Source organism: Occultella glacieicola (assembly GCF_004353825.1).
In the GTDB taxonomy this organism is placed as follows: domain Bacteria; phylum Actinomycetota; class Actinomycetes; order Actinomycetales; family Beutenbergiaceae; genus Occultella; species Occultella glacieicola.
Genome location: NZ_SMNA01000004.1, coordinates 172,434 through 197,226 on the forward strand (window position 1 = coordinate 172,434; position 24,793 = coordinate 197,226).

Below are 24,793 nucleotides of genomic sequence, written 5' to 3' on the forward strand. Positions count from 1 at the left end.
CGGCGCCGGAGCCCGATGCGGCCGCCGAGGCGGCGGCCGTCGACGGTGACGTCGACGAGCAGGCGACCCCCGCCGTCGACCAGGACCCCGACGTTTCCGCGGAAGCGATCACGGCGCCCGAGCCCGGCGCGGCCGCTGAGGCTGCCACGACCGACGGTGACGCCGTCGCCGAGGTGACCCCCGCCGTCGAGCCGGAGCCGGACGCCTGGCCGATCGCGCTGACCGGCATGGGCTTCGGCGGCGACTACAACCCGGAGCAGTGGCCGATGGCCACCCGCCTGGAGGACGTCCAGCTGATGCGGGAGGCCGGGGTGAACATCGTCAGCCTGGCGATCTTCTCCTGGGCCACGATCGAGCCGCGCGAGGGCCGCTACGACTGGGCCTGGCTTGACAACATGATGGACCGGCTCGCCGCGGCCGGGATCCGGGTCGCGCTGGCGACCGCGACCGCGTCGCCACCGCCGTGGCTGACCATGGCGCACCCGGAGATCCTGCCCCGGCTCGCCGACGGCACCGTGCTCGGTCAGGGCGGGCGCCAGGCGTACGCGATCTCCTCGAAGGTCTACCGCGACTACGCGGTGAAGATGGCGAAGGCGGTCGCCGAACGCTACGCGGGTCACCCCGCGCTGGCGCTGTGGCACGTCGACAACGAGATCGGCTGCCACGTCCCGCACGACTACTCCGAGTCCGCCGAGAAGGCGTTCCGGGCCTGGCTGATCAAGCGGTACAAGTCGATCAACGCGCTGAACGAGGCCTGGGGCACCGCCTTCTGGTCGCAGAAGTACAACTCGTTCAAGGACGTCCTGCCGCCGCGGGCCGCCCCCACCTACGCGAACCCGACCCAGCAGCTGGACTTCGCGCGGTACTCCTCCGACACCCTGCTCAGCTACTACACGCTGCTGCGGGACGCAGTCCGCAAGATCACGCCCGAGGTCCCGATCACCACGAACTTCATGGTCGGGCCGGGCACGAAGTGGATGGACTACTACCGCTGGGGCGACGAGGTGGACGTGGTCGCGACCGACCACTACACGGTCGCCGCAGACGCCGAGCGCGAGATCGACCTCGCCCTGGCCGCGGACATGACCCGTGGCACCGCCAAGGGCAGGCCGTGGATCCTCATGGAGCACTCCACCGGCGCCGTGAACTGGCAGCCGCGCAACCGCGCGAAGGGGCCGGGGGAGATGCTGCGGAACTCGCTGGCCCACGTCGCCCGAGGCGCGGACTCGGTGATGTTCTTCCAGTGGCGCCAGTCCCGGGCCGGCGCGGAGAAGTTCCACTCCTCGTTGGTGCCGCACGCCGGCCGGAACTCCGAGATCTGGTCCGACACGGTGCGCCTGGGCGAGACCCTGCGGGCGATCGCGGACGTGCGGGGGTCGCGCGTGCAGGCGCGCGCGGCGATCGTGTTCGACTACCAGAACTGGTGGGCCGTCGAACTGGACTCGCACCCGAGCGAGGACGTCACCGCGTTCGACCGGCTGCGCGCGCTCTACCGCGAGCTCTGGCGACGTGGCGTGACCGTGGACGTGGTGAACCCGACCGCCGACCTGTCCGGCTACGACCTGGTCGTGGTACCGACGCTGTACCTGGTTACCGACGAGGGGGCCGCCAACATCGCGGCCGCCGCCGAGCGTGGCGCCAGCGTGCTGATCACCTACTTCTCCGGCATCGTCGACGAGAACGACCACGTGCGCCTCGGCGGCTACCCGGGTGCGTTCCGGGACCTGCTCGGGGTGAACACGGACGAGTTCTTCCCGCTGCTCGCGGACGAGCGCGTGGCGCTCGATGACGGGACGACGGCGGATGTCTGGACCGAGCGGGTCCGCGTCACCTCCGCGCAGGTGCTCCGGTCGTTCGTGGACGGCCCGTTGCCGGGCGGGCCCGCCGTCACGCGCAACGAGGTCGGAACGGGCGCGGCCTGGTATGCGGCGACGCGGCAGGACGAGGCCGGGGTGGCGTGGCTGGTCTCGGAGCTGCTCGCCGAGTCCGGGGTCGAGGCGGCCGCCGCCACCGCGCCCGGCGTCGAGGTCGTCCGGCGGGCCGGCGAGGACGGCGCGTCCTACCTGTTCGTGCTCAACCACACCGACGCCACGGCGAGCGTGCCCGCGCGCGGTACCGACCTGATCACCGGAACCGTGCACGATGGCGACGTCACCGTGCCCGGCTGGGGCTCCGCCGTCGTCCGGGAGGCCTGAGCAGCCACGCCCGGGGGGAGCGTGCTAGGGACGGACCCGGATGACGGTCTTGCCCCGGGTCCGCTCGGTCCGGTTGAACGCGGCGACGGCCGCCTCGAGGGGCGTGACGGTGCCGACGCTCGTCCGCAGTCGCCCGTCCCGCACCCGCTGGACGATCTCGGCGAGCTGGGCGCGGTCGGCCTCGACCACGAAATCCAGCGCGAGACCCTGAGCGGGGCGGGCCTCGGGTGGGCCGGCGATGGTGACCAGGGTTCCCCCGGGTCGAACCAGGCGTGCGGACCGCGCCCCGATCTCGCCACCGATGACGTCGAAGACGAGGTCGACGTCGCCGACGTCCTCCAGCGCGTCGTTGTCGAGATCGACGAAATCGTGGGCGCCGAGGTCGAGCGCCGCCGCCCGGTCGGCGGAGCGTCCGGTGCCGATCACGTGGGCGCCCGCCTGCTGGGCGAGCTGTGTCGCCATCGACCCGACCCCGCCGGCCGCACCGTGGACCAGCACGCTCTGCCCCACGTCGAAGCGGCCGTGCACGAACAGCCCCTGCCATGCGGTCAGGCCCGAGATCGGCAGACTCGCGCCGATGGTGAAGTCGACGTCGCCCGGCAGCGGCGCGAGGTTGCGTGCCTCGACGGCCACGTACTCCGCCAACGTGCCGTCGCGCGTCCAGTCCGTGAGCCCGAACACCCGCTGGCCCACCGTCAGGCCCCTCGTGCCGTAACCGAGCGCGCTGACCACACCGGCCAGTTCGTGGCCGGGGATCGACGGCGTTCGGTCGCGGCCGAGGCGGTCCGTCCACGTCCCGGGCCAGGTCAGCTCACCCGGGGTGAACCCGGACGCATGAACCTCGACGAGGACGTCGTTCCCGGCCGCCTCGGGGTCGGGTCGCTCCGTCAGGGTCATCCCGGCCGTTCCCGCTGCCTGATCCGTCACCACAATGGCCTTCATCGGACACCTCCACGTTCGGACCTCGTCGGCATCGACCAGTATCGCCTGACGCCGGATCCCGGTGTCAGGCCCCCGTGGATCGGGCACACGCAGGGGCGGGTCATGGAGCGGTGGGCGGACCAGTGCTAGCGTGCCCCACCATGCTGGCCGACCGATCCATCACCCGTATCGAGACCGCCGAGATCCCCGCGCGCTACCCGCGCCGCATCGGGCGGAACGCGCGCCTGGGAAGCCACGGCTCCGGGCCGACGGCGACCGCCGTCCAGCTGCGGACCGACGACGGGGCGAGCGGGTGGGGCCTGCTCGGGCGGGGTGGGCTGGACGGCTTGGACGCGCTGCTGGGCGCGCCGGTCGGCACCCTGTTCGATCCCGCGGTCGGGGTCATCGATGAGCGTGCCTCGGCGCTCGATTTCGCCCTGCACGACCTGGCCGCCCGCGACCTGGGGGTGCCGGTGCACGAGCTGCTCGGTGGCCGTGGCGAGACCACGGTCGATTGCTACTCCGGCGCGATCTACTTCGACGACCTCGACCCCGAGGAGGCCCCGCGTGGGCTGGGGGCGGTGCTCGCGAACTGCGCGTCCGACCGGGAGGCGGGCTACCGGGCGTTCAAGCTGAAGATCGGGCGCGGCCACCGCTGGCTGGACCGCGAGGAGGGTTTCGCGCGTGATGTCGAGGTCACCCACGCGGTCCGCGAGGCCCACCCGGACGCACGGATCCTCGTCGACGCCAACAACGGATTCAGTCCCCAGGAGACGGTCCGCTACCTGCGGGCGGTCGCGGACTGTGACCTGTACTGGATCGAGGAGCCGTTCCACGAGAACGCGGCGGGACTGCGGCTCGTGCGCGACTTCCTGCGGGAGCGCGGCTCGTCGACACTGGTCGCCGACGGTGAGTTCGAGCCCGACGAGGATCAGGTGCTGGACCTGGCGGCCGCCGGGCTCATCGACGTGCTCCTGATGGACGTCGTCTCGTTCGGGCTCACGTCCTGGCGGCGGGTGATGCCGACGGTCCGGGAACTCGGCGTCGATGCCTCCCCGCACGCGTGGGGCCTGCCGATCAAGACCTGGTACGCGGCCCAGCTCGCGGCCGGCCTGGGGTCGGTCCGCACGGTCGAGGGGGTGCCGGGCGTGACCGACGGGGTGGCGGCGGACGGCTACCGCCTGGTCGAGGGACGTCTCAGCGTCCCGGACGCACCGGGGTTCGGCCTCGAGCTCACCGCGCCGACGCGGTCACTGGTCCCGGTCGGCTGAGGCTCACGCGGCGAGGCCGACCAGTCGCGCGCTGTCGGTCCACAGCGAGTCGGCTAGGTCGTCGCGGACCGCGAGCGTGGACGGGTCGAGCCAGGACAGCCGGCCCGAGCGCAGGGCCGCGTAACCGCGCTCGTCCGGGGCCGGGTGGCTGCCGCCCGCGAGTTCGGTCAGGGCACCTCCCGCGGCCGCCGCGGTGTTCAGGGTGGGTTGGAGGCGCCGCAGTGGCGCTCCGAGACCGGTGCCGAGCACCGACCACGCCACCCGCATGCCCGCCGGGAGGTCGCGGGCCAGGCCGGTGCCGAACACCTGGCCCGGGTCATAGGCGATCACCGTGGCCGCGCGGTCGCGCAGTTCCGGTCTGGACCGCAGCGACCGCGCGTTCAGGATCGTGCAGAGCTTGGCCGCGGTGTAGGCGTGCTGACCGGCCCGGCGGGGCCTGGCATCCCGGTCGGGGTCGCGGTCCGGGTGGGCGAGCAGGTGGGCGTCCGCGTGGCGGGGGACGGCCAACCCCGCCTTCGTGGCGGGGTCATGGGTGCCGCTCGTGGTGAGCACGATCCGGGACCGCTCCGCCAGCACCGGCAGGAGCAGCCGGACGAGCAGGTAGTGCCCGAGGTGGTTCAGGACGAACGTGGTCTCGTACCCCTCCGGCGTCCGCCCGTCGGCGTCGGCCCGGATCCCGCCGGCGTTCAGGACCAGACCGTCGATCCGTGAGTTGCCGAGCCGCTCGCGCACCGAGGCCGCGAAGGTGCGCACCGAGTCGAGCCGGGTCAGGTCCAGGGCATCGGCGGGGTCCGCGGGGGAGCGGGCGCCGACGATCACCCGGGCGTTCGGGGCCTCGGCCAGGCGCGCCGCGGCACGGGCGCCGAACCCTGAGCTCCCGCCGGTCATCACGTATGTCGCCACGTTGCCCCCGCCCTCGCCGAGGTTCTCGCCCCGAGTGTAGCCTCGGCGTTCCCGCTGGGATCCGGGCCGATCGGCTGTCGAAACCGTGGCTGCTCGTACGTCATGGAGGTAAGGCCGTCGATGCGGCCCGGTCGGCGGGCGACGTCGGCCCCGAGCAGGAAGGATCGGACCCATGACTGCGTCCGGTTCACAGTTCAGCCCGTTGGGCGAGGAGGAGTGAGATGAAGTTCGTGGTCCTGTTGATGGCCGATGGCGCCGAGAAGGCGTTCGACGAACAGACCCCCGAGGAGCAGGGCGCGCTCATGGAGAAGTTCGGGGCGTTCGACGCCGCGTGCGCGGCCCAGGAGGGCGTGACGATCCTCGCCGGCGAGGCCCTCGCGGACGGAGACGCGGCGAGCACGGTGCGCACCCGTGACGGGCAGCTCACCGTGACGGACGGCCCCTACGCCGAGGCGGTCGAACAGCTCGGCGGCTTCTATCTCGTCGAGGCGCCCGACCGGGACGTCCTGGTCGAGCTGATCGCGGAGCTGCCCGCCTACGACATCCAGATCAACCCCGTCCAGGAGATGTGAGGATGAAGAACTACGTCATCCTGATCGCCTATGAGCCCTGGGACTGGTCCACCGCCACCGAGGAGCAGCGGGCGGCCTTCTTCGCCCAGCACGGTGCGTTCTCCGAGTTCATCGACGCACACGGCAAGCAGGTCGCGAGCGCGGCGCTGGACGACACCGACACGGCGACCACGGTGCGGCACGTGAACGGCGAGGTGGTCGTCACCGACGGGCCGTTCGCCGAGACCGCCGAGATGATCGGTGGCTACTACGAGGTGGAGTTGCCCGACCTCGACACCGCCATCGAGGCGGTGGCGCTGCTGCCGCCGTCGTACTCCCTCGAGATCCGGCCGGTGATCGCCGTCAGGTGAGCGAGGACGCGCTGGTACGCGTGGTGCGCGAGGAGTGGGGCCGTTTGGTGGCTCTGCTCCTCGCGCGCTACCGTCGGCTCGACCTGGTCGAGGACGCCCTCGGGGACGCGGTGGAGGCCGCGGCCCGCGCCTGGCCCGCCGACGGCGTTCCCGCCAACCCGGCCGGGTGGCTCAATACCGCGGCGTCCCGCCGGGTACTCGACCGGCTCCGGGCCGAGGCGATGCAGCAGCGCCGTGCGCCGCTGCTGGTGACCGAGGTCGAGCGGCGATCCGGGGGTACCGCCGTGATGGTCGATCCCGGCGGGCTCGTCGAGGACGACGTCCTGCGGTTGGTGCTGATGTGCACGCATCCAGCTCTCGGCGCCGAGGCCGCGGCCGCGCTTGCGCTGCGCCTCGTCCTCGGCGTGAGCACGCACGACGTGGCGAGACTGTTCCTGGTGCCCGAGCCGACGATGGCGGCGCGGATCACGCGGGCGAAGAAGAAGATCGTCTCCGCCGGAATCCCTCTGGCTGTGCCCGGGGCGGACGCGCTCCCGGAGCGGCTCGACGCGGTCGCCCAGATCGCCTACCTCGCCTTCACCGCCGGCTACGCCCCCGGCAGCGGATCCGACCTGCTGCGCGCCGACCTCGCGGGCGAGGCGGTCCGGCTGGTTCGGGTGGTCCTCGACGAGCGCCCGGGGGAACCGGTCCTCGTGGCGCTGCTGGCGCTCATGCTGCTCCAGCACTCCAGACGAGATGCGCGGGTGGGTGCCGATGGTGACCTGGTCCTGCTCGGGGAGCAGGACCATACGTTGTGGCACCACGACGAGATCGAGGAAGGGCTCGCGCTGCTGCGCAGCCTCGGCGACGCGCACGTCCTCGGAGCGACGGCGGCCGGCTACCTCCTGCAGGCACGCATCGCCGCGGAGCACGTGATCGTCGGGAACGCCGCACAGACCCGCTGGCATCGCATCGTCGACCACTACGACGCGCTGCTACGTCTCGCGCCGTCGCCCGCCGCGGAACTCGCCAGGGCGGTGGCGCTCGCGGAGGCCGCAGGGCCCGACGCGGGTCTGGCCGCCCTCGACCGCATCCAGTTACCGGGCAGTCACCGGCTGGCGGCCGTGCGGGCGGAACTGCTGGTGAGGACCGGACGACTGGATGAGGCGCGGGTCGCCTACGGGGAGGCGATCGCGAGGTGCCGCAACGAGGCCGAACTGGAGCACCTGCGTCGGCGGCGGGCCGGACTCGCCGAGGACGAATCCACGGCGACGTGCCCCTGACCGACGCCCAAGGTGCGGCCACGCTCCCCGGCCGGGACCTCGCCGTCGCTCGTTCCTCAGAGGGGCGGCTCGGCCGGCGGCGGGCCCTCGCGGCGCTCCACGACGGTGTGCGAGGTGTTCGTGCGCTGGCGGTTCATGACCAGGGCGACGATCAGCGCCAACACCCCGGCGGCCATGCAGATGTACCCGATCACGGTCAGGTCCACCACGTCCCACTGGTCCCGCACCCCGAAACTGAGGATCGCACCGAGCACGATCAGGATGATGCCTCCACCGATACCCACGATTGCGTTCCCTTCCGCCGGCTCGAACGTCCGGTCAGACCCCTCATCGTGCCGGTGACGGGCGCTGCCCGCACGTCGGGTGGCCCGTAGTGGCGGTGCTTCACCTCAGCCGGCGACCGCGACGGTCAGCAGGGTGAACGCGGCGACGATCACCGCCACACGCACGTAATGGAGCGCATCCCAGCGTGCCATCTGCTCGCGCCAGTCCGCCGGCACGGTCTCGGGCGTCCACCCCTTCGACCGGTTGTTGATCGGCACCAGCAGCGCCACGGACATGATCACGCTGACCACCAGCAGTCCCGCGGCCGTCCACGCCGGTAAGGCCGTCTCGGGGCTCAGCAACGCCGTGGCGGCGGTGAGCACGAGCGAGCCGATGTACCAGAACGGCATCACGCGCCCGAGCATCCGCGCGCCGTTGCTGCGCGCCAGAATGCCCGCATTCCCGGGCAGCCCGTCGACGATCGGGTTGATCACGAACGCGACCGAGGCCTCCACCCCCACCATCACCCCGACGACCACCACGGCGACGATCGGCAACCATTCCATGTCCATCTCCCTGAACTTCGCGCAACTCTCGTTGGCTCGACCTCGGAACTAGCAGTGCTAGAAAACGTAGCAGGGAAATGCTAGCGGCGCTAGACTGAGGTGATGACCTCATCGTCGGCATCGCACAAGGCACGTCGGCTCGCGGAGCGGGAGGCGCGGATCGTCGCCGCGGCCCGTGCGCTCGCGGAGGAGCACGGCTGGGAGGCGGTGACCACCCGGCGGCTCGCCGACGCGATCGGGTACAGCCAGCCGGTGCTCTATTCCCACTTCCCCGGTGGGATGTCCGAGATCGTCACCGCCGTGGCGCTCGTCGGCTTCGACGAACTTGCACGAGCGATGTCCGGCACCGGCGTCGGCGACCCGAGCGAGAGCGGGGCCGGCGCGGACGGCCTCCGCGCCATCGTCACCGCGTACCTCGGTTACGCCGAACGTCATCCAGCGACGTACGAGGCGATGTTCCGCCTGCCCATCGGGGCGCCGTTCGCGTCCGAGCAGACGCCACGTTCGATGCGGGTCGCCTTCGATGCGCTCGTCGAGGTGCTTCGGAGCCAGGAGCGGCCGCCGGAGGACCCGGCGACGGCGGCCGAGGTGCTGTGGGGCGCGGTGCACGGCGTCGCGACGCTCGGGTCCGCGGCGCGCCTGTCGCCCGGCAACGAGGACCGCCGGGTCGAGGAACTCGTCCGCCGCTATGCCGGTGGATCGGAGTGAGCGAGGAAGTCGCCAACGCCTCGAATCCGACGGTTGTCGGTGACTGACTCGCGGCGGTGGCAGCGGTTTCGGGACCTCAGCCCTTGATGCCGCTCGCGAACCCGATGATGAAGTACTTCTGCAGGAGGAAGTAGACGATCAACAGCGGGACGATCGCGATCGCCATACCCGCGAACAGCACGCCCCAGTCCGTGGCGAACTCGCCGCGGAACGCGTAGATCGCCACCGGCAGGGTCTGCTGGTTGCTGCCGCCCACGTACAGCAGCGGGGTGAGGAAGTCGTTCCAGGTGGTGATGCCGGTGAGGATCACCACGGTGCCGGTGATCGGGCGCAGCAGCGGGAACACGATCTTGCGGAACATCGTGATCGCGCCGGCGCCGTCCACCCGGGCCGCCTCCTCGTACTCCCGGGGCAGCGCGCGGATGAACCCGGCGTACAGGAAGATCGTGAACGGCAGCTGGTGCCCGGCCTCGAACAGGATCAGTGAGGTCCAGGTGCCGAGCAGGTTCGCCGAGTTCATGACCTGGTACAGCGGCACCATGCCCAGCTGCAGCGGGATCATCAGCCCGAGCAGGAACACCAGGTACGTCAGCGTGCTCAGGCGGCTCAGCCGGCGCGAGAGCACGTACGCGGCCAGTGAGCCGAAGCCGACCAGGATCAGCACGCTCAGCGCGACCACGACGATCGAGTTGACGTACGCCGTGCCGAGCTCGCCCCGGTCCCACGCGGTCGCGAAGTTCTCCCAGTTCAGTGACGTCGGCAGCGCCAGCGGGCTCGCGGCCACCTCGGCCTGGCTCTTGAAGGCCACCGTGAAGAACACGTAGAACGGGAAGATGAACGCACACGCGCAGACGATCATCAGCACCTCGCGGCTCAGCCGGGCCGCCCCGAACCGTTGCCTCATCGGTCCACCTCGAATCGCCGCAGGGCCCCCAGCTGCACCATCGCGAACGCGAACACGATCATGGTCAGCACCAGGGCGATCGCCGCGGAGTAGCCGAACCGCCCGGACACGAAGGCCTCCTTGTACATGATCACGGACAGGGTCTCGGTCGAATAGCCCGGGCCGCCGCCGGTCATCGCGAACACCTGGTCGAACAGTTTCAGGCTGCTGATCAGGGTCAGGGACATCGCGACCGTGGTGGCCGGGATCAGCAGCGGCACCGTGATCAGGCGGGTGCGCTGCCACCAGGTCGCACCGTCCAGTTCCGAGGACTCGTTCAGCTCGGCCGGGATACCCTGCAGCCCGGCCAGGTAGATGACCATGGTCAGACCGGCGTTCTGCCAGATGACCACGCCGATCACGGTCCACAGCGCGAGCGAGCTCTCCCCGAGCCAGTTCTGGGCCAGGAAGTCGAGCCCGACCGCCCGCAGCACCGTGTTCAGCGGCCCCTGCGGCGTCAGGATGAACGTCCACAGGAACGCGATGATCACCGGCGGCAGCATGGCGGGGGCGAAGAACAGCGTCCGCAGCACGTTGCGGGTCACCAGCGAGGAGTGCAGCACGAGCGCCAGGCCCAGCCCGACGAGCGTCTGCACCGCCGTCACCGTCACGGCGATGATCAGCGAGTTCCGGAGCGCCGAACGGGCCGCCACGTCGGAGAGGATCTCCGCGAAGTTCTCCAGCCCGATGAACGTGGTGCCATCGGCCCGGCCGCTCCAGTCCGTGAACGCGTACAGCGCCCCGGACAGCGTCGGGTACAGCACCACCAGCGCGTACAGGACGAACGCCGGCAGCAGCAGCGCGTAGGGGACCCCGGCCGGGGTGAGGCTCCGCCTGCTGCCCGACGGCGCGGGCTGGGTCGGTCGTGGGGGCGTCGCCGTGGTCACGGCTGAGGTCACGGCGTCCCCTTCGCGTACTCGGCGTCCATCTGGGCGAGCAGGTCGGGGATCGTGATCTCGTCCGCATACAACTGCTGGCCGGACTGCAACATGGTCTGCTGCACGTCGCCGTTGGGCCACAGGTAGTTCGCGTACGGCACGGTCCGGCCCTCGTCCACCAGCGGGAGGACCGGCTCGAGGGAGGGGTTGTCGACGACGGCGCCGACGTCCAGGCCGGGGAGCACCGCGAGCGTGTTCGCGTAGGTCTCCACGTTCCCGGGACCGGCGAGGAAGTCCAGGAGCGCCCGGGCGCCGTCGGGGTTCTTCGCCGCGGCGTTGACAGCCAGGAAGTCCGGCGCGGTCGGCAACAGGGTCGCCCCGGCGTCGTCGCTCGACGGCATCGCAACGATCGAGAACGCCTCCGCCCCGGACTCGGAGTACTCGAACAGCGCGGGCAGGCCCGAGTTCGTGAGCACGGTCATCCCGGCGGCCCCGGTGGCGAGATCCTGCATCGCCTGGTCCGGCGGGACCCCGAGCGCGCCCTCGGTGAAGAAGCCCTTGTCCCGTAGTTCCAGGTACTTCGTGAACACCTCGGTCCAGCCGGGCTCGTCGCTGAAGGACGTCTCGCCCGCGCGCATCTGGGCGTCGAGGTCCGGGTTGGGCCCGTACAGGAGCGTGCCGGCGAAGATGTACACATAGAACTGCAGGTAGATCGCGCCGCCGGAGAGTCCGTGCGAGATCGCGGTTCGCCCGGAATCGGTCAGCGCCTGGGACACCTCGAGGAGCTCGGGCCAGGTCGTCGGCGGCTCGAGCCCCAGTTCGGCGAAGACGGCCAGGTTGTAGGCCAGCACGAGGGAGTTGCGGGCCACGGGGAACGCGTAGGTCTTGCCGTCCACGTCGGAGAGGGCGCGGGTGCCGTCGTCGATGTCGCCGGTCCAGGCCGCGTCGGAGAGGTCGAGCAGGTCCCCGCTGCTGCCGAGCACGCCGGCGGCCACGTTGGAGGAGTAGCCGGGGGAGACCCGGAAGAGGTCGGCGGCGGTGCCGGAGGAGAGCTGCACCGGCAGTTGCTGGTTCATGTCCGGCACGGCCACGGATGCGATGTCGAGCTCGATGCCGGTGTCCGCGGTGAACGGCTCGACCAGCGGTTCGATGCCGGTGTTCTGCTCGGTGGACAGGTAGGCCGTGACCGTGCCACCGCCCGAACCGGACCCGGACTCCTCACCCGAGCCTCCGCCGTCGTCATTCACGAAGCCGCCGCAGCCGGCGAGGGTGAGGGCACCGAACCCGGCGCCGCCGAGGAGCAGGGCGCGGCGCGAGGGGGTGAAGCGCGAGTGCGAGGTGATGGGGGACATGGGGGCCTCTCCTTCGAGGGTCGGGATGGGGGCTGATCAGCTGACGTGGGTCCGGTCCGGGGTGGCCAGTTCGGTCGAGGAGGACTGGGCCTCGGTGCGCGGTGCGTCCGGGTCGCCGGGCACGATCGCGCCGTGCGCGCGCAGGGCCGCGCGGACGTCCTCGATGGGCACGTCCACCGCGGCAGCCGCGGAACCGGCGGCGAGCGCGGTGATGGCGCCGGCGGCCTGCCCCATCGCCATGCAGGACGCCTGCACCCGGTAGGCGGAGTTCGCGTCCTGGTCGCCCGCGATGGCCCGGCCGGCGACCACGAGGTTCGTGCTGCCGCGCGGGATCATCGCGCCACGGGGGATCGTCGGGAACGTGCCGAACGTGAGCGGCCGGATGTCGATGCCGTCGCCGTCGTGGTTGTGCACGTCGATCGGGTAGAAGCTGAAGCTCACCGCGTCGTCCCAGAGGCGGCCGTTCGTGTAGTCGACGGCTGTGACGCGGGTCAGCCCGTCGATCGTGTACGTCTCCCGGACGCCGGTCTCGATCGCCCACCGGTCCACGGTGAGCCCCTCGAGTCCGGGCAGGGCGCGTAGGAAGTTGTGCACGCGCATCAACGTGCGGCGGCCGGCGAGCTCGGCGGCGGTCTTCGCGGCGGACGTGCCGCCCTCGATCCCGGGGACGTGGATCGCGTTCTCGCCGTGGTTGCGCAGGAACTTGTGCATCGGCTTCGTGAACAGCTGGAGGTCGCCCGGCACCAGGTCCCCGGCGTCGATCGCGCGCTCGTACGCCGCGTCGAGGACCTCGTAGTCCAGGGTCTTCGGGTCGTAGCCGCCGAACCGGACCATGATCGTGCCGGGCTGCCGGTTCGGGTTCGCGTGCCGGGGCAGGCCGGCGTGGGCGACCACGTCCGCGTCCCCGGTGGCGTCCACGAGCATCGTGGTGGTGAGGTCGATCAACCCCTCCTTGGTGCACAGGGTCACGTCCCACCCGGTCGAGCTCCGGCGCACCCGCGCGACCATCGTGTGCAGCAGCAGGTCCGCGCCGGAGGCGACCACGGTCTCGTCGATCACGGACGCGTAGATCGCGGGGCTGACCGGAACCTGGAGCTTGTAATGGGGCAGTTCCCACTGCGTGAAGTCGGGGAGCTCACGCCCGGTGAGCGCCACGGAGCGGCGCACCATGTCCCAGCCGATGCCGGCGATGATCTGCCGGCCCCACGCGTGGAACAGGCCGGGCAGTGCGACGCCGGCCACGGTGGTGGTGCCGCCGAGGGCGCCGTTCTTCTCGACCAGCAGGGTGCGGGCGCCCAGCCGGGCCGCCTGGACCGCGGCGGGGCAGCCGGCGGGGCCGCCGCCGATCACGATCACGTCGTAGTGCTCGGTCACGTGGATTCCTCCGCAGTCTTTCGGGTGACGGCACCCAGCAGCGCCGAGAGTTCGGCGGCCGACTCGACGACGGCGGTGCGCAGCGCCTCCGCATGCAGCGGTGAGTGCCGAACGGACGGGTAGCCGACGCACAGGGCGGCGATGGTGCGTCCGGTGTGGTCGCGGACCGGCGCGGCGACCCCGCACACGCCCGGCTCCTCCTCCTCGAAGTTCGTCGCGTATCCCTGCGCCAGCACCTGCTCGACCAGGTCGTCGAGCTCCGCCGGGGTGCGGTCGAGGGCAGCCCGCCAGGGCGCTCCCTCGAGCATCGCGGCCCGTCTCGCGGCGCTCTGCCCGGCGAACAGGATCTTCCCGGCGGCCGTGCGGAACGGCAGGGCGGCGCCGTCGTCGGTGAACCGGGCGACCGTCGGGTTGATGTTCAGCAGTTGCTGGCTGACCAGGACGGACAGGTCGACCCGCCGGGCGTCCTTGAGGACGGACAGGTGCACGGTCTCGTCGGTGGCGAGCCACAGTTCCCGCAGCACCGGTGCGGCCACGGACGCCAGATCGGACTGCTCCACGTAGGCGCGGTTCAGCTGGAAGAACGTGGGTCCGAGCAGGTAGCGCCGCTCCGGCTCCGACTGGCGCACCAGGCCATGGGTGACGAGCGCGCTCAGCAGGGTACGTCCCGTCGAGGGTCGGAGGCCGACGGCGGTGGTCAGGTCCTTGAGGGCGAGTCCGCCCGGTCCGGCGTCGGCCAGGGCATGCAGAAGCGCGACCGAGCGGTCGATGACCTGGATCGGGCTGCGCGGGGTGCCCTGGGCTGCCCCGGGTGGGGCGGTCGCGTCGTCGGTCATGGGCGTCACCTCCTCGTCGGGGTTCGGTCGGTTCTCGATCGGTTGTGCTCGCGGGTGCTCGCATGTCCTATCACTGTTCGACATTATCGAACTGCTTGCGACACTATGGCGTAATCCGACGGTAGCGGCTACGTTTGAAACGTGTCAACGCAACGGGGCTGACTTGGTCCCGTGCCAGCCGCTCTCGGAAGGGCAGTCGATGTCGACCTCACCCACCGTCCGTCGCCCACGCCGCCGCGCCGTGCTGCTCGGCGGCCTCGCCACCGTCGGCGCCGCCGCCGGTTCGGTGTTCGCCGGGGCCCCGTTCGCGCTGCCTGCGCACGGTGCCCCGTCCTCCGCCGGTCCGCTGCCCCCTGTGGCTGCGCTTCCCGACGGTCAGCCGGACCGGACCTCCTTCGAACCCGCCGAGCAGCGGTTCGCGACCTTCCTGGTCACGCTCGCCGACATCGCCAACGACGTCGACGACACCGACACCGAACTGCGTGGCTTCATCCACGGGGGCTGGTGGCGCAGCCCTGCCGAACCGTTCAACGCCCGCATCAGCGAACTCGTGTACGTGCTCGCCTGGTTCGTCACGACCGAACGGTCGTGGAACCCGTACGTGGGGGATCCGGCGCTGCTGGCCCGGCTGGACGCGGCGCTCGACCACTACCTGCGGCTGCAGCACGAGGACGGCTCCTGGCCGGAGTACGAACCTCAGGAGCGCTCCAGGGCGGCCACCGCGTTCGCGCTCGGCTACCTGAGCAAGACCCTGGCGCACCTGCGCGCCGCGGACCTGCTGCCGCAACGGCGGGCCGCGCTCAGCACGGCGATGTACGCCGCCATGACCTGGTTCCTCGACCCGGCGAACACCGGCATCTGGCAACCCGAGCGGGTCGAGTTCGTGAACCAGCCCATGGCCGGGCTGGCCGGTGCGGCGAAGGCCCTGACGCTCGACCCGGACCCGGCGCTGCAGGCCCTGTTGAGAAACCGTGTCGACTACCTCGCCGCGCACGGGCAGAGCCCAGCCGGGTTCCTCTACGAGCCCCGCGGGATGGACATCGCCTACAACCTGAACGTGACCCTCACCGAGGTGATCGAGATCCACGAGGCCCTCGGCCACCCGGTGCTGCTGCCGTTGGTGCGTCGCCTCGCGGACTGGCTCGGATACGCGAACGTGCCCGAGCCCGACGGCTCCGGGCTCATCTCGTTCGCGTCCGGCGCCGCCCGCACCCCGATGTACTTCCTGGACGACGCCACCACCGACTTCCAGCAGCGCGACCTGGGCTCGGTGCTCTCGGGCCGGGTGCCTGCGCTGCGGCCGTTCTACACCACCGCGGGAGACCGGGACCGGATCCGGGCCGAGTGGGCCGCCGACCCCGACCCGGTGCCCGCGCTGACGCCGGGGGCCGTGAACCCACGGATCCCCGCGAACATCGGATATGGCGAGGACTACCCGAGCCGGCGCGCCAAGGACCTCGCGCTCGCGCAGATGCCACCCGTGCGCCGGCGCCGGTTCACCGAACTGCGCACCGACCCCCAGGACCAGTACTACCTGTTCGTGCGCCGGCCCAGCCACTACGTGCAGGCCTTCTTCGGAACCCGCCCGAACGGGGTGGTCCGGGCCGGGTTCGGGCTGCTCTGGCACCCCGAGGGCGGCGTGTTCGTGCACGGCGGGCAGAACTCGAACACCGAGTGCTGGGCGAGCGTGTTCGCGGCTGGCGGCACCGACGGTGCGTCGAACCTCGCGCCGACGTTCTACGACGGCCCGGTCACGCACGGCCACATCGTCACCGACGTCTCCGACGTCGGTGACCTCGGCATCGGCTGGACCACCACCGGCGGCAACGTGACCGGCGCCGCCCTGCTCACCGACGACGGTCTGGTCCGCGAGATCACCACGACGATGGACGCCCGCGAGCAGATCCCGCTCGTCCTGATGCCGACCGACGACCTGCGCTGGTCCGACGGCACGAGAGCCGAGTACGGGACCGCCACCACCGCCGTCGCCACCTCGGCGACGCTGACCCGCGGCCAGGTGAGCCTCGTGATCGACTGGGGCTCCGCCGTCGAGGTGACCCTCACCCCGACGGAGCGGACCTACTTCGCCGACGGCCGCCGTCGGGCCCACATGCTGCGGGTCCCACACGGGCGGGCCGGACGGATCGCCTACACGTTCACCGGCTGAGGCCCGCCGGGAACGGGGATCCGGTGAGCCGTTGCGAGACGTCCCAGATCCGGGCGGCGTCGCCGGCGCCGCGCAAGGGAGGGTAGAGGCGTTGCGCGGCGGGCGGGCCGCCGAGGTGACCCGGGCCGCTCGGTCCGTACAGGACACCGGACCGGGCAGCGGGGTCGGTCGCGGCCATCAGGGCCGGCAGCGTCGCGGACTCGACGGTGCCGAGGAGGATGCCGCGGGCCGAGAGCGCCCGGATTGCCCTGACCTGTGGCGAGTCCTGGGTGCGGCCGAGCTCGGGGCGGGCGGCGAGCAGGCTCGTGGGGGCGACGCCCGGGTGGGCGAGGTTGCTGGTGATACCCCAGCCGTTCGCCGTGCTGCGGCGGTCGAGCTCCAGGCCGAACAGCCCCAGTGCGATCTTGGACTGGCTGTAGGCGCGTTGCCCCCGATACCCGCGCTCCCAGGCGAGATCGTCCCAGTTGATCCGGCCGGAGCGGGCGGCGATGCTGATCTGCGAGGTGACCCGGGCGCGGCCGGCCCGCAGCAGCGGCAGCAGCGCGCCGACCAGGGCGACGTGGCCGAGGTGGTTCGTGCCGAACTGGAGCTCGAAGCCGTCGGCCGTGGTCTGCCGGTCCGGCGGCGTCATCACGCCCGCGTTGTTGATCAGGAGGTGGATCGGGCGGCCCTCACCGCGAAGGGCCTCGCCGAGCGCGGCCACGGACGTGAGCGAGGAGAGGTCCAGCCTGCGCAGCGAGACCCGTGCGCCCGGGTGTGCGTCCCGGATCCGCTCCACCGCCGCCTCGCCCTTGCGCGCGTTGCGCACCGGGAGGACGACCTCGGCGCCGGCCGCGGCCAGGCGAGCGGCGATGCCGAGGCCGATCCCGTCGCTGGCGCCGGTGACCAGGGCGAGTCGTCCGGCCAGGTCCGGCACGGGATGGTCGAGCAGATGACGTGGCATGGCGGTCCTTCGGATCGGTGGGGCGGGCGTGCCCGCGTTGCGACCTGATCGTGGGCCGATCGCCGCTCGATATCCAGGACCTCCCGGTCCGAGGCTCCCCGGGCCGCCCGAATACCGCAAGGGGGGATCGATGGGCCGTGGCGCAGCGCCCGAGCTCCGGGTAGAAACAAGGACGGGAGCCGAGCAGAGGGAGCATCGTGATCGATCGCAGCGGATTGGCGGACTTCCTCCGGAGCCGACGGGAGGCGCTGCAGCCGGAGGACGTCGGTCTCCCGCGCGGCCCGCGCCGCCGCACCGGCGGGCTACGTCGCGAGGAGGTGGCGGCGCTGTGTCACATGTCCGTCGACTACTACTCCCGGCTCGAGCGGAAGCGGGGTCCGCACCCGTCCGAGCGCATGCTCGCCTCGATCGCCCAGGGACTGCACCTCTCGCTCGACGAGCGCGACCACCTGTTCCGCCTCGCCGGGCACAACCCGCCGGCCCGGGGGGCGTTCGGCGACCACATCAGCCCCGGTCTGCTGCGCGTGCTCGACCGGCTGATCGATACCCCGGCGGAGATCACGACCGAACTCGGCGAGACCCTGCGGCAGACCCCGCTCGGCGTGGCCCTCGTCGGTGACCTGACGCGTTTCACCGGCCCGGCCCGCAGCCAGGGGTACCGCTGGTTCACCGACCCCCAGGCGCGGCTGATCCATGCCCCGCAGGAGCACGGGTTCCTCAGCCGGATGTACGCCGCCGGTCTGCGCGAGGTGGTCGGGGTCCGCGGCCCCCGGTCCCGGGCCGCGCAGCTGGCCGACCTGCTGCTGGACCAGAGTGAGGAGTTCCGACGCATCTGGGACGATCATGAGATCGGCATCCGTCCGCACGAGGTGAAGCACTTCGTTCACCCGGACGTCGGTCCTCTGGAACTGAGCTGCCAGCGGCTGCTCGACCCGGACCAGTCGCACTGGCTGCTCGTCTACACGGCCGTCCCCGGCAGCGAGAGTCACGAGCGACTCCGGATGCTCTCCGTGGTCGGAGCCTCGCGCTGAGCCGGGCGTCGTGCCCCCGCGCAGCCCGCATAATGGGAGTCCACCCACGTGAGGAGTGCGATGTTCGGCGGAATCTTCGGACGTCAGAAGCCGAGCCCAGCCCCGGAGGTCACCGCCGAGGTCGCCGAGGCGCTCGTTCGGGCCGACGAGACCGTGCGCCGCGGCACCGACGAGCTCGGCTACGCGACCGCGGAGTTCGGCGAGGTCGACACCCGTGAGCTCGCGGCCGCGCTCACCCAGGCACGCACGCAGCTACGGGAGGCGTTCCGCCTCAACGGTCTGCTCCTGGACGACGAGCCGGAGACCCCCCAGCAACGTCAACAGCTCGAGGCCGGGGTGCTCGCTACCACCGCCGAGGTGGACCGGCTGGTGCGCGGCCCCGCCTCGGAGTTCGCCACCCGGCGAGCCGCGCTGCGTGACGCACCGACCGCGATCGCGCGGCTGCGCGCCGAGACGGGGGACGTCGCGGGCCGGGTGGCGGAGGCACGCTCCGCGCTCGCGACCCTGACCACCCGGTACAGCGAGGAGGCGATCGTTGCCGTCGCGGACAACCCGGATCAGGCGGAGGCACTGCTGCAGTTCACCGAGCGCAGCCTCGGACTCGCCGAGCGCCGGCACACCGCCGGTCGCGGCGAGGAGGCGACCAAGGCGATCCGGGTCGCGTCGGACAGCATCCGTCGCGCCGACGAACTCCTCGATGCGGTCACCGACTACGAGGTGGAGGCGGTCCACGCCGAGTCCACCCTGACCGCCGTCCTGGCGGACTCCCGGTCCGACATCGTCGAGGCCCGACACCTGCTCGCGGCCGCCCCGGACCACGAGATCGAGGGTGCCACGGCCGCCCTCGACGAGGCCGTGGCCGCCGCGGCGACCGGCGAGGCGGCGCGCGACCCGTTCACCACGCTGAGTCGGCTCCGCGCCGCGAACGAGGCCCTGGACCGGCTCGTTCGGGAACGCCGGAGCCGGCCCGAACGAGAGCGGCTCCGTGCCCATCTGGAGGCGGCGCTTGCCGATGCCGACCGGCAGGTCGCACTCGCACGCACGCTGATCGCCGACCACCCCGGATCCACAGGCCCGGACTCCAGGACCCGGCTCGCCCAGGCGGAACGACTGCTGGGCGGCGTCACGCTCGTCGAGGACCCGCAGGCCGCACTGAGCCAGGGCAGGCAGGCGGCCGACCTCGCAGCGGAGGCGGCCGCGCTCGCACGACGGGACCTCGAGGCCGCGCGCATGCGCGAGCAGGAACAACGGTCGCAGTGGGGCGGCGATGGTGGCTGGGGCGAGGACCGCGGTTCCGGCTGGGGCGGTGGGTACGGCGGCGGCCGGGGCCGCCGTGGCGGGTTCGGGGCCGAAGGGGTGCTCGGCGGCGTCCTCGGCGGGATGGTGCTCGGCGGGATCCTCGATGGTCTGGACGACTTCGACTTCGACTTCGACTAGGTGCGCGCAGGCTCGTTGACCCCATCCCGGTCGCGGCGGTTCCCGTCCGAGTCGCGGCGATGCCCATCCCGGTCGCGGCGATGCCGATCGCTGAGGCTGTTCTCTTGGCCGACGTCCATCCTCAAACGTTTCACCTGCGAGTTGGGACGTTTGAAGATGGACGTCGGCTGCGGGCCGGCGGCGCAGCCGTTCGCCGGTGGCGGAACGGTTGACCTGAACGACGGTTGAGGTCGCATGCTCTGGGGATGAGCATGAACTTCAGCCACTGGCGCGCGCTCGAGTCAGCGATGCGCACCGACCAGCCCAAGCGGACCTTCACGCGGGAGACGCTCGGCCGGATCGGTGGCTTCGCACGACCGCACAAGCGCAAGCTGGTCGGCTTCATCGCGCTGTCCGTGGTCGGCGCGGTGCTGACGGTGATGACGCCGGTGCTGGCCGGGCGCGTGGTGGACGCCATCATCGCCGACGGCCCGGCGGCCACGGTGGTGCTGCTGGCCGTCGCCATCGCCGCGGTCGCGCTCGTGAGCGCCGGGGTGGGGCTGGTCTCGCGGTGGCTGTCCGCGACCATCGGGGAGGGGCTGATCCTGGACCTGCGCCGAGCCGTGTACTCGCATGTGCAGCGGATGCCGATCGCGTTCTTCACCCGGACCCGCACCGGCGCGCTGGTGAGCCGGCTGAACAACGATGTGATCGGCGCCCAGCGGGCCTTCACGTTCACCCTCTCCGGGGTGGTGACGAACGCGATCGCCCTGATCCTCACGCTCGTCGTGATGCTGCGGCTGTCCTGGCAGATCACCTTGCTCGCGCTGGTGCTGCTGCCGATCTTCCTGATCCCGGCCCGGCGGATGGGCGGGCGGCTGGCGCAGTTGGAGAAGGAGCGCGCGAACCTGAACTCCTCGATGACCACGCAGATGACGGAGCGGTTCTCCGCTCCCGGAGCCACCCTGGTGAAACTCTTCGGCCGCCCCGAGGCGGAGGAGGCCGAGTTCGGTGCCCGGGCCGGGCGGGTCGCCACGATCGGGGTCCGCACCGCGATGGGACAGGGCGTCTTCATGCTCGCGCTGACCCTCGTCTCCGCGCTGGCGCTCGCCCTGGTCTACGGGCTCGGTGGCTGGATGGCCGTCGCCGGATCGCTCGAGGCCGGCACGGTCGTCACCCTGGCCCTGCTCCTCGGCCAGCTCTACGGCCCGCTGACCGCGCTCGCGAGCGCACGCGTGGACGCGATGACGGCGGTGGTCAGTTTCGAGCGGGTCTTCGAGGTGCTCGACCTGCCGCCCCTGATCGAGGAACCCGAGATCCCGGCGGCCCTCCCGGCCGGCCCGCTGACGGTCGAGTTCGACGAGGTCCGGTTCGGCTACCCGAGCCCGGACAAGGTGTCCCTGGCCTCGCTCGAGGAGGTCGCCACCCTGGACCGCCGCGGGGGTGTCGAGGTGCTCCACGGGATCTCGTTCCGGGCCGAGCCCGGGCAGGTGGTGGCGCTGGTGGGCTCCTCCGGCAGCGGGAAGTCGACGATCGCCTCGCTCCTGCCGCGCCTGTACGACGTGGACGCCGGAGCCGTGCGGATCGGCGGCATGGACGTGCGCGACCTGGCCTTCGCGGACCTGCGCGGGGCGCTCGGGATGGTCACCCAGGACGGGCACCTGTTCCACGCCTCGGTGGCGGAGAACCTCCGCTACGCCGCGGCCACTGCCACCGACGCCGACCTGTGGCAGGCGCTCGAGCGGGCCCGGCTCGCCGAGCTGGTCTCCGCGCTGCCGGACGGGCTGGAGACGGTGATCGGCGAGCGCGGCTATCGCTTCTCCGGCGGCGAGCGGCAGCGGCTGACGATCGCCCGGCTGCTGCTCGCGCGGCCGCGGGTGGTGATCCTGGACGAGGCGACGTCGAGTCTGGACGCGACCTCCGAGGCCGACGTCAGCGCCGCGCTCGGTGCGGCACTGGAGGGCCGCACCGCACTCGTGATCGCGCACCGGCTGTCCACCGTGGTCGGGGCCGACCAGATCCTCGTGGTCGAGTCCGGCCGGATCGTCGAGCACGGCGACCACGCCACCCTGCTGGCCGACGGCGGCCGCTACGCACAGCTGTACCGCACCCAGTTCGCGGGTGGCCGGCACGGCGAGGAAGCGCCGTCGGTGGGGCACTGACGCCCCGCCGCGCCCGAATTGTCACTGCGGTTCCCAGCCGCGCACGTGTACGGTCGGTGGTGCCACGAGGGGGCCCTTGCAGCTTCGCCGTCCGATCACCACGGAGGTATCGAAACACGTGTCCGACCCCGAGCCGACCGCCCCCCAGGACCTCCGCCTGGACCGCACCGAGCACGCCGGCTGCCTCGGCAGTCCGACGCCGCGGCTGAGCTGGCGGCACGCCGCCGGCGCCGCACCACAGGACGGCTACGAGGTCGAGATCGCCCGCTCCGGCGCCGCCCCCGCGACCGCCGCGGTGACGGGCGCCGTCGGCCGTGAGCAGGTCTCAGTCGCGTGGCCGCACGAGCCGCTCGCCGCCGGCGAGCACGGCACGGTGCGCGTACGCACGAACCACGGCGACGCCGGATGGTCGCCGTGGAGCGAGCCGGTCGCCTTCCATGTGGCACCGTTGGCGCCGCAGGACTGGGTGGCCGGCTTCGTCTCGCCGCGGCACCTCGGCGGGCTCGCGGACCCGGCCCCGATCGTGGTGGGCTCGGTGAGGGTGGGGCCGGGCCTGGTCGGAGCCAGGCTGCTGCTCTCGGCACTCGGCGTGGTCCGGGCCAGGATCAACGGGACCCGGGTCGGCTCGGACGAACTCACGCCCGGCTGGACCAGCTACCACAAGCGCCTGCGGTTCGAGGGGTACGACGTCACCGACCTGCTCCGCGAGGGCACCAACGACGTCGACGCACTCCTGGGCAACGGCTGGTACCGCGGCGCGCTCACCTGGGACCTGCGCCGTGACCTCTACGGTGACCGGCTGGCGCTGCTCGCCCAGTTCGAGCTGCGCTACGCGGACGGCCGGGTCGAGACCGTCGGCACCGACGGCAGCTGGCGGGCGCACGCATCGCACGTGCTCGCCGACGACCTGTACGGCGGCCAGCACACCGACCTGCGCCTGCTCGGGGAGCTCGGTGCGCCGGGCCCCGTCGACCTCCTCGACGTGGACCCGCGGATCCTGGTCGCGCCCGAAGGGCCGCCGCCGCGGATCACCCAGGTGCTGCCCGCCGCCCGGATCCTCCGTAGCCCGAGCGGCAAGGTCCTGGTCGACTTCGGGCAGAACCTGGTCGGCTGGGTGAATCTGACCGTCCGGGGCCACGCCGCCGGCGACCGGATCACGGTCCGCCACGCGGAGGTCCTCGAGCACGGGGAGCTGGGCACCCGCCCGCTCCGGAGGGCCGAGGCGACGGACACCTATGACCTGGCCGGCCCGGACGAGACCGAACTCGCGCCACAGCTGACGTTCCACGGCTTCCGGTACGCCGAGGTGACCGGCGTGGACGACCTGCGCGTCGAGGACGTCAGCGCCGCCGTCGTGGGCTCGGACCTGACCCGCACCGGATGGTTCACCTGTTCCGAGCCGCTCCTGGAACAGCTCCACGAGAACGTCGTGTGGGGCACCCGCGGCAACTTCCTGGACGTTCCCACCGACTGCCCCCAGCGCGACGAGCGGCTCGGCTGGACCGGCGACATCCAGGTGTTCGCCCGCACCGCGGCGTTCCTGTTCGATGTGGACGGTTTCCTGTCCTCGTGGCTGCGCGACCTCGCCGCGGACCAGCGGCCGGACGGCGGGGTGCCCGTCGTGATCCCGGACGTGCTCCGTGACGACAACGTGATCGCGACCGCCTGGGGTGACGCCGCGACGATGGTGCCGTGGGTGCTGTACCGGCGGTACGGGGACCTGGACCTGCTCGAGCGGCAACTGCCGTCGATGCGCGCCTGGGTCGACCGGCTCTGGTCGGAGGTGGACGACTCCGCCCTCTGGCGCACCGGCTTCCAGTACGGGGACTGGCTCGACCCCACCGCGCCGCCGGACGATGCCGCGGCGGCCCAGGCCGACCCGCATGTGATCCAGCAGGCCTACCTGGTGCGCTCCACGGAGACGGTCGCGTGGGCGGCCCGCGCGCTCGGGCTCCCGGACCTGGCCACGGAGTACGAGGACCTCGCGGACACGGCCCGGGCCGCGTTCCAGAACGCGTACGTGACGCCGCTGGGCCGGGTGCGCTCCGACTGCCAGACCGTGTACGCGCTCGCCCTGTGCTGGGCCCTGCTCGGCAGCGGCGACCAGGTCGAGGGGGCCGGGGAGCGGCTCGCCGAGCTCGTCCGCGAGGCGAACGCGACCGTGGCGACCGGGTTCGTCGGGACGCCGCTGATCCTGGACGCCCTGGTCATCGCCGGGCAGACCGACCTCGCCTACGCGATGCTGTTGCAGACCGAGAACCCGTCCTGGCTGTACCCGGTCACGATGGGCGCGACCACGGTGTGGGAGCGGTGGGACTCGATGCTGCCGGACGGCTCGATCAACCCGGGGGAGATGACCTCCTTCAACCACTACGCCCTCGGCGCCGTCGCGAACTTCCTGCACCGGCGGGTGGCCGGCCTGGCCCCGGTCCTGCCCGGGTACCGGGAGGTCGAGGTGGATCCGCTCACCGACGGCCCACTGACGCACGCGGCCGTGCGCCACCTGAGCCCGTACGGCGAGATCGCCGTCTCGTGGGAGAAGCAGCCCGACGGCGTGGTGCGGCTCGACGTGAACGTCCCGCCCGGGGTGCTGGCCCGGGTGTTCCCGCCCGGGGTGAAGCGGGGCGCGGTCAAGGTGGGCGCGGGGGAGCATACGTTCAGCGGGTGAACAGGCCCGGG

General features: G+C 72.0%; 21 protein-coding genes. 11 read left to right on the forward strand and 10 right to left on the reverse strand.

Features of this window, described 5'->3' with window-relative positions; translation table 11 throughout:
- Positions 1-227 precede the first annotated feature (227 nt).
- Positions 228-2,195 (forward strand): beta-galactosidase, encoded by a 1,968-nt coding sequence (locus EXU48_RS08740; protein WP_133107559.1) that lies wholly within the window; start codon positions 228-230, stop codon positions 2,193-2,195.
- 24 nt (positions 2,196-2,219) lie between these two features.
- Here the strand turns inward: EXU48_RS08740 and EXU48_RS08745 are convergent, their stop codons facing one another.
- The gene (locus tag EXU48_RS08745) at positions 2,220-3,137 is read right to left on the reverse strand and encodes an NADP-dependent oxidoreductase (protein ID WP_133107277.1); all 918 of its coding nucleotides are present in this window, start codon (positions 3,135-3,137) and stop codon (positions 2,220-2,222) included.
- A 140-nt stretch (positions 3,138-3,277) separates the two neighbouring features.
- Here EXU48_RS08745 and EXU48_RS08750 point away from each other — a divergent pair, with 140 nt between their 5' ends.
- Entirely contained in the window at positions 3,278-4,387 is a 1,110-nt protein-coding gene (locus tag EXU48_RS08750) for a mandelate racemase/muconate lactonizing enzyme family protein (RefSeq protein ID WP_133107278.1), read from the forward strand.
- Between the two features lie 3 nt (positions 4,388-4,390).
- Here the strand turns inward: EXU48_RS08750 and EXU48_RS08755 are convergent, their stop codons facing one another.
- A complete protein-coding gene (locus EXU48_RS08755; protein ID WP_165962735.1) occupies positions 4,391-5,290 on the reverse strand; it encodes an SDR family NAD(P)-dependent oxidoreductase in 900 nt (299 codons plus the stop codon).
- Positions 5,291-5,511: 221 nt separating this feature from the next.
- On the opposite strand from EXU48_RS08755, the gene EXU48_RS08760 reads away from it, so the two are divergent.
- The 3 genes from EXU48_RS08760 to EXU48_RS08770 are packed head-to-tail and all read left to right on the forward strand — an operon-like array spanning position 5,512 to position 7,474.
- Positions 5,512-5,862 (forward strand): YciI family protein, encoded by a 351-nt coding sequence (locus tag EXU48_RS08760; protein ID WP_133107280.1) that lies wholly within the window; start codon positions 5,512-5,514, stop codon positions 5,860-5,862.
- Between the two features lie 2 nt (positions 5,863-5,864).
- Positions 5,865-6,212, forward strand: a complete 348-nt coding sequence (locus EXU48_RS08765; RefSeq protein ID WP_133107281.1) for a YciI family protein — start codon at positions 5,865-5,867, stop codon at positions 6,210-6,212.
- Positions 6,209-7,474 carry an RNA polymerase sigma factor gene (locus tag EXU48_RS08770; RefSeq protein ID WP_133107282.1) on the forward strand — a complete coding sequence of 422 codons (1,266 nt, stop codon included), beginning with the start codon at positions 6,209-6,211 and terminating at the stop codon, positions 7,472-7,474. Before EXU48_RS08765 ends, EXU48_RS08770 begins: the two co-directional genes overlap by 4 nt.
- 56 nt (positions 7,475-7,530) lie before the next feature.
- Here the strand turns inward: EXU48_RS08770 and EXU48_RS08775 are convergent, their stop codons facing one another.
- Both EXU48_RS08775 and EXU48_RS08780 read right to left on the reverse strand, forming a co-directional pair.
- Positions 7,531-7,758, reverse strand: a complete 228-nt coding sequence (locus EXU48_RS08775; RefSeq protein ID WP_133107283.1) for a DUF6458 family protein — start codon at positions 7,756-7,758, stop codon at positions 7,531-7,533.
- Positions 7,759-7,863: 105 nt separating this feature from the next.
- Positions 7,864-8,304, reverse strand: coding sequence for a DUF1772 domain-containing protein (locus EXU48_RS08780; RefSeq protein ID WP_133107284.1), 441 nt, complete (start codon positions 8,302-8,304; stop codon positions 7,864-7,866).
- A gap of 102 nt (positions 8,305-8,406) precedes the next feature.
- Here EXU48_RS08780 and EXU48_RS08785 point away from each other — a divergent pair, with 102 nt between their 5' ends.
- On the forward strand, positions 8,407-9,012 hold the full coding sequence (locus EXU48_RS08785; protein WP_133107285.1) for a TetR/AcrR family transcriptional regulator: 606 nt from the start codon (positions 8,407-8,409) through the stop codon (positions 9,010-9,012).
- Positions 9,013-9,088: 76 nt separating this feature from the next.
- Here EXU48_RS08785 and EXU48_RS08790 read toward each other — a convergent pair whose 3' ends face one another.
- From EXU48_RS08790 to EXU48_RS08810, 5 genes are read right to left on the reverse strand one after another with little or no spacing between them, the layout of a single operon-like run.
- A complete protein-coding gene (locus EXU48_RS08790; protein WP_133107286.1) occupies positions 9,089-9,916 on the reverse strand; it encodes a carbohydrate ABC transporter permease in 828 nt (275 codons plus the stop codon).
- Positions 9,913-10,854, reverse strand: coding sequence for a carbohydrate ABC transporter permease (locus tag EXU48_RS08795; RefSeq protein WP_235856920.1), 942 nt, complete (start codon positions 10,852-10,854; stop codon positions 9,913-9,915). Before EXU48_RS08795 ends, EXU48_RS08790 begins: the two co-directional genes overlap by 4 nt.
- Positions 10,851-12,185, reverse strand: coding sequence for an ABC transporter substrate-binding protein (locus EXU48_RS08800; protein ID WP_133107287.1), 1,335 nt, complete (start codon positions 12,183-12,185; stop codon positions 10,851-10,853). The genes EXU48_RS08795 and EXU48_RS08800 overlap by 4 nt, the downstream gene beginning before the upstream one ends.
- Positions 12,186-12,221: 36 nt before the next feature.
- Entirely contained in the window at positions 12,222-13,559 is a 1,338-nt protein-coding gene (locus tag EXU48_RS08805) for an FAD-dependent oxidoreductase (protein WP_133107288.1), read from the reverse strand.
- The gene (locus tag EXU48_RS08810) at positions 13,556-14,395 is read right to left on the reverse strand and encodes an IclR family transcriptional regulator (RefSeq protein ID WP_165962736.1); all 840 of its coding nucleotides are present in this window, start codon (positions 14,393-14,395) and stop codon (positions 13,556-13,558) included. Before EXU48_RS08810 ends, EXU48_RS08805 begins: the two co-directional genes overlap by 4 nt.
- A 199-nt stretch (positions 14,396-14,594) precedes the next feature.
- Here EXU48_RS08810 and EXU48_RS08815 point away from each other — a divergent pair, with 199 nt between their 5' ends.
- Positions 14,595-16,562, forward strand: coding sequence for a hypothetical protein (locus EXU48_RS08815; RefSeq protein ID WP_133107290.1), 1,968 nt, complete (start codon positions 14,595-14,597; stop codon positions 16,560-16,562).
- On the opposite strand, the gene EXU48_RS08820 is transcribed toward EXU48_RS08815, so the two are convergent.
- The gene (locus tag EXU48_RS08820; RefSeq protein WP_133107291.1) at positions 16,552-17,505 is read right to left on the reverse strand and encodes an SDR family oxidoreductase; all 954 of its coding nucleotides are present in this window, start codon (positions 17,503-17,505) and stop codon (positions 16,552-16,554) included. The two genes, EXU48_RS08815 and EXU48_RS08820, sit on opposite strands and share 11 nt — an antisense overlap.
- A 197-nt stretch (positions 17,506-17,702) precedes the next feature.
- Here EXU48_RS08820 and EXU48_RS08825 point away from each other — a divergent pair, with 197 nt between their 5' ends.
- The 4 genes from EXU48_RS08825 (at position 17,703) to EXU48_RS08840 (ending at position 24,782) form a co-directional block, all read left to right on the forward strand.
- Positions 17,703-18,536 carry a helix-turn-helix transcriptional regulator gene (locus EXU48_RS08825; RefSeq protein WP_133107292.1) on the forward strand — a complete coding sequence of 278 codons (834 nt, stop codon included), beginning with the start codon at positions 17,703-17,705 and terminating at the stop codon, positions 18,534-18,536.
- Positions 18,537-18,596: 60 nt separating this feature from the next.
- Entirely contained in the window at positions 18,597-19,973 is a 1,377-nt protein-coding gene (locus tag EXU48_RS08830) for a hypothetical protein (protein WP_133107293.1), read from the forward strand.
- A gap of 245 nt (positions 19,974-20,218) precedes the next feature.
- Positions 20,219-22,114, forward strand: coding sequence for an ABC transporter ATP-binding protein (locus tag EXU48_RS08835; protein ID WP_133107294.1), 1,896 nt, complete (start codon positions 20,219-20,221; stop codon positions 22,112-22,114).
- 118 nt (positions 22,115-22,232) lie between these two features.
- A complete protein-coding gene (locus tag EXU48_RS08840) occupies positions 22,233-24,782 on the forward strand; it encodes an alpha-L-rhamnosidase (RefSeq protein WP_235856921.1) in 2,550 nt (849 codons plus the stop codon).
- Positions 24,783-24,793 lie beyond the last annotated feature (11 nt).